Origin of the sequence: uncultured Paenalcaligenes sp. (assembly GCF_947630565.1) — a bacterium.
Taxonomy (GTDB): domain Bacteria; phylum Pseudomonadota; class Gammaproteobacteria; order Burkholderiales; family Burkholderiaceae_B; genus Paenalcaligenes; species Paenalcaligenes faecalis.
On record NZ_CANRIC010000078.1, the window covers coordinates 1 to 4,361 of the forward strand.

The window sequence follows — 4,361 nt, forward strand, 5'->3', positions numbered from 1 at the left end:
GACAACAACTGGAAAATTCTAGTTTAGAACTGTGTCAGTAATGGGGAAGTGGACACACCAGGCGCGTAAATGCCAACGCTGCCCTGTATTCACAAAACGCACTGGAACAATAATGCGGCCCTCATAGTTAGGGTTACTGACACTAATATAGTTAATTTCTATACGCATCTTCTGACGTAAAGCTTGAACAAGTGAGCGCATGATGACTGGCTTAACCAAGCGTACTGGTGTCATCATTACCGCAGTATCTACATGATATTTTCCTGCTTTTTCGAATTGATAGGTCTGCTGCCCACTCATCCAATTTAAATATTCAGCGACGTCTTCACTAATAAAATGAGGGGTAAAAGTTGCAGAGGGTAGGAAAGTCTTCTCTGAAGAGCAATAATCCAATTGACTGGGATAGTCACTTTGATAGCGTGAAATCGTCTTACTTGCTTGTTGGCGTCCTAGTTGACAATAATGCTGTAAATAACCACTATTTACTCCACCCTCCCAATTAGCTAGCAACTCAATTAACCAATATCGTCTTTCTATACTTGCTTTAATCATCGTGAGCCTTATATAAGCAATCTTAAATACCTCTATAATTTAACTGAATTACTGTATGAAGACGTAGAAAAACCCCAAAAAACACATCTGGTTTTTTGGGGGTTTTTAATTATGCCTTTTGAGTCTGAAGTTAACGATTATTTAGCATTTGGGTCTTTAGTAAAGCGCAGGTAAGGCAATTTAATATCTAAGGAGCCAAACTTTTCTTTAGCTTGCTCATCATTCAAACCTAAGCCCACGATCACATCCTGACCGGGCTGCCAATCAGCAGGAGTAGCAAGAGGCACGCCGTCTGTCGCTTGAATTGCATCTAAAGCGCGTAGGATTTCAGCAAAATTACGACCTACGGACATGGGGTAAGACATGGTTAAACGGATTTTTTTATCAGGTCCAATAATAAATACGGTACGCACCGCAGCACTGTCAGCCGGTGTACGACCATCAGGCAAATACGCATCCGCTGGCAACATATTATAGAGTTTAGCCACCTGCAATGACGTGTCATCAATAATAGGAAAGTCTGCTGGCGCACCAGAGAACGCCTCGATGTCACGCTTCCATTTTTTATGATCCTCTACATCATCCACCGACACACCCATGACCTTTGTGTTGCGTTTTGCAAATTCAGGCGCTAAACGTGCCACAGCACCGAATTCAGTGGTACATACAGGCGTAAAGTCTTTAGGGTGTGAAAATAAAATCGCGTAGCTATCACCCATCCAATCGTGCAGCGTTAACTCACCAGCGGTGGAGTCAGTCGTAAAGTTTGGTGCAACATCATTAATACGCAATGACATCATGATTCCCCTTTTAGTAGTTAGTACAAATAGCTACTTCAATCCTAGCACAACCTGACTCAGTTGTTTAGCTCTTCCTTCGTTATATACAATCAACTTTTTTATCTCAAAGAACATCTCTGCTACTATCTTCTTTTTACATTAACTGTATGACAAAAAGGAGATTCATCATGAAAATTAAAAAATGGCTAGCTCTTGGCGTAGCCTGTTTTGCCCTCAGCAGCACAGCGGCACTGGCTCAAGAAACACGCGAGTTCTCTGTTTCCACCGTCCTATCTGACGCTTTCCCATGGGGGCAAGCAGCCGAAAAATGGGCTGAACTGGTTAAAGAGCGTTCCGATGGGCGCATCACATTAAAAATCTACCCGAATGCTCAGTTAGTATCGGGCGATCAGACCCGTGAGTTCTCTGCCATGCGCAGTGGCTTAATTGATATGGCAGTAGGCTCTACCATTAACTGGTCAACTCAAGTTCCCGAAGTTAACCTGTTTTCACTCCCTTTCCTAATGCCTGATAATGCAGCAGTAGACGCCATCACTCAGGGCGAAGCAGGTAAAATGGTATTTAACGCGATTGAAAAACGTGGTGTAATGCCATTAGCGTGGGGCGAAAACGGCTTTCGCGAGATCTCTAATTCTCGTGCTGCTCTTTCTAATCCCGAAGACCTAAAAGGCCTAAAAATTCGAGTCGTAGGCTCACCTTTATTTTTAGATACCTTTAATGCTTTAGGTGCTAACCCCACCCAAATGAGCTGGACAGATGCGCTACCCGCGCTGACAACCGGTGCCGTTGATGGTCAAGAAAACCCCTTGGCTGTTTATGACGTTGCTCGAGCAGACCGTGCCAACCAAAAATACCTAACACTTTGGCACTACATGAATGACCCCCTAATTTTTGGTGTAAGCCAGCGTGTCTGGAGCACCTTATCCCCTGAAGACCAAGCGCTTCTAAAAGAAGCCGCTGTTGATGCTGGTAAATGGGAAATCGAAAAATCCCGTACTGAATTAGCCGACACGCTAACTAGCATCCGTGAACGTGGTGTAGAAATTACCGAACTCACACCAGAACAACACAAAGCTTTTGTAGACGCCACTCAAAGCGTATACGAAAAATGGATTCCCCGTATTGGTAAAGATCTCGTTGATGCGGCTCAAAAAGCCATAGCAGAACGTTAATCTTACATAACCAATGGGCGCAGCAACTCTGCGCCCTTGTTTTTATTGTTGATTTACTTATGTCTAAACCTAGAACCCGTATCGAGTCGTGGCTAGGGGTTATTGCCTTAGCCGCTATTTGTATTATTAGTCTGGCCAACGTTGTGGTGCGCTACACCACCAATGCCTCTTTTGCTTTTACCGAAGAATTTTCTGTCTTTTTAATGGTGATCTTAGCGTTTGCGGGTGGCGCTGTCGCCGCGCGCAGCAATGAACATATTCGTATCACCCTCTTAGAGCAAATGGTGGGGCTCACCGGACGCCGTATTCTTTACATACTGCAATGGTTAGGAGCCATTGTGGTTTTGGGTTTGGTCGCATGGTATGGGGGCAAGCTCACCTACGAAGAGTATGCGTGGGACTCCCTCTCTCCTGGTCTGGGTTATCCTACTTGGATTTATTTAATCTGGCTCCCTTTATTATCAGTTGCCATTATTATTCGTTGTACACAAAATCTCGTAGACCGACTACGTCAGACTGACAAGGAGCAGGCATGAGCCCAGATTTATGGATGTTAGTGGCTTTTGGCCTTTGTTTGCTCATTGGTATGCCCGTTGCCTTTGCGTTGGGCTTAGGTGGTGCTGCTGGTATTTTGATGGGGCTCTCGCCCGATATGTTGGCCACACTAGGCACCAACACTTACAACAGTATCGCTAAATACCCATTAATTGCGATTCCGCTATTTATTTTAACTGGGCTTATTTTTGAGCGTGCTGGGGTCGCGGCTAGCTTAGTCACCTTTGCTCAATCTCTCATTGGTCAACGCCATGGCGGTTTAGCTCTGGTCGCCGTTCTCGTCTGTTTAATCATGGGTGGTATGAGTGGCTCAGGTCCAGCTGATGCTGCAGCTGTTGCGATGGTGATGTTACCTAGCATGACCAAAGCCGGTTATCCCCGTCCTTTTTCGGCTTCATTAATTGCGGCCGCCTCCTCAACCGCCATCCTAATCCCCCCTTCTATTGCCTTAATTCTGTACTCAGTCATGATGCCTGGGCTGGATTTACGTGCCTTATTTGCAGCGGGCCTATTCCCTGGCATTTTAGCGGGTGCCTCTTTATTAGTACCTGCCTACCTCTTAGCTAAACGCAATGGATGGGAGTCCGAAAAAACAGAAAACCGCCCCGCTATTAAAGACAGTTTTTTCAAAGCCCTGCCCGCCTTATTTGCCCCTGTGATTATTCTAGGTGGCTTACGCTCTGGGTTATTTACACCCACAGAGGCTGCCGTGGTTGCCGTCACCTATGGTCTGTTACTTGGTGTAGTCGTATACCGACAATTGACGTGGCGGTCGCTACTAGAGATGTTTAACGAGGCAGCTAAAATCTCTGGAATCGTATTACTCATTATTGCTCTAGCCGGTATTTTTGCTTGGGCTGGCACGACCTTAGGTACATTTACCCGTCTTGCTGATGTGATTCTATCTATCTCGGATAATTCCTGGACGCTTTTATTATTAGTCATGATTTTGGTTCTATTAGCAGGCATGCTATTAGATGCCATTTCCATCTATTTAATTCTCACACCCGTCCTCGTCCCATTGATTAATCACTTTGAGTGGAATCCCATTTGGTTTGGTATCTTACTAGCTATGAATATCGCCATTGGTCAATTCACCCCCCCTGTTGCCGTCAATCTACTGGTTACGACCAAAGTCGCCAATATTCGTCTTGAGCACACCTTTGGGTGGTCCATGCTGTTTATGGTGACCATGTTTAGCGCTCTACTCTTAGTTATGATCTTTCCCGGAATTGCCCTCTGGCTTCCCGAATACCTTGGCTTTGCTATTGACTAAAATGGC

The 4,361-nt window shown here is 45.2% G+C and carries 5 protein-coding genes; 3 read left to right on the forward strand and 2 right to left on the reverse strand.

All coding sequences use genetic code 11. From position 1 onward, the window contains the following. Positions 1–18: 18 nt before the first annotated feature. Both Q0Z62_RS10510 and Q0Z62_RS10515 read right to left on the reverse strand, forming a co-directional pair. Positions 19–552: a WYL domain-containing protein gene (locus tag Q0Z62_RS10510; RefSeq protein WP_298054347.1), complete on the reverse strand. Its 534-nt coding sequence runs from the start codon at positions 550–552 to the stop codon at positions 19–21. Positions 553–689: 137 nt separating this feature from the next. Next, positions 690–1,349 carry a peroxiredoxin gene (locus Q0Z62_RS10515; protein WP_298054357.1) on the reverse strand — a complete coding sequence of 220 codons (660 nt, stop codon included), beginning with the start codon at positions 1,347–1,349 and terminating at the stop codon, positions 690–692. Positions 1,350–1,519: 170 nt separating this feature from the next. On the opposite strand from Q0Z62_RS10515, the gene Q0Z62_RS10520 reads away from it, so the two are divergent. Genes Q0Z62_RS10520 through Q0Z62_RS10530 form a run of 3 tightly spaced genes read left to right on the forward strand, consistent with a single transcriptional unit; the run spans position 1,520 to position 4,355 of the window. Next, positions 1,520–2,524: a DctP family TRAP transporter solute-binding subunit gene (locus tag Q0Z62_RS10520; RefSeq protein WP_269900532.1), complete on the forward strand. Its 1,005-nt coding sequence runs from the start codon at positions 1,520–1,522 to the stop codon at positions 2,522–2,524. Positions 2,525–2,583: 59 nt separating this feature from the next. Further along, a complete protein-coding gene (locus tag Q0Z62_RS10525) occupies positions 2,584–3,060 on the forward strand; it encodes a TRAP transporter small permease (RefSeq protein ID WP_298054351.1) in 477 nt (158 codons plus the stop codon). After that, on the forward strand, positions 3,057–4,355 hold the full coding sequence (locus Q0Z62_RS10530; RefSeq protein WP_298054354.1) for a TRAP transporter large permease: 1,299 nt from the start codon (positions 3,057–3,059) through the stop codon (positions 4,353–4,355). Before Q0Z62_RS10525 ends, Q0Z62_RS10530 begins: the two co-directional genes overlap by 4 nt. Positions 4,356–4,361: the final 6 nt, after the last annotated feature.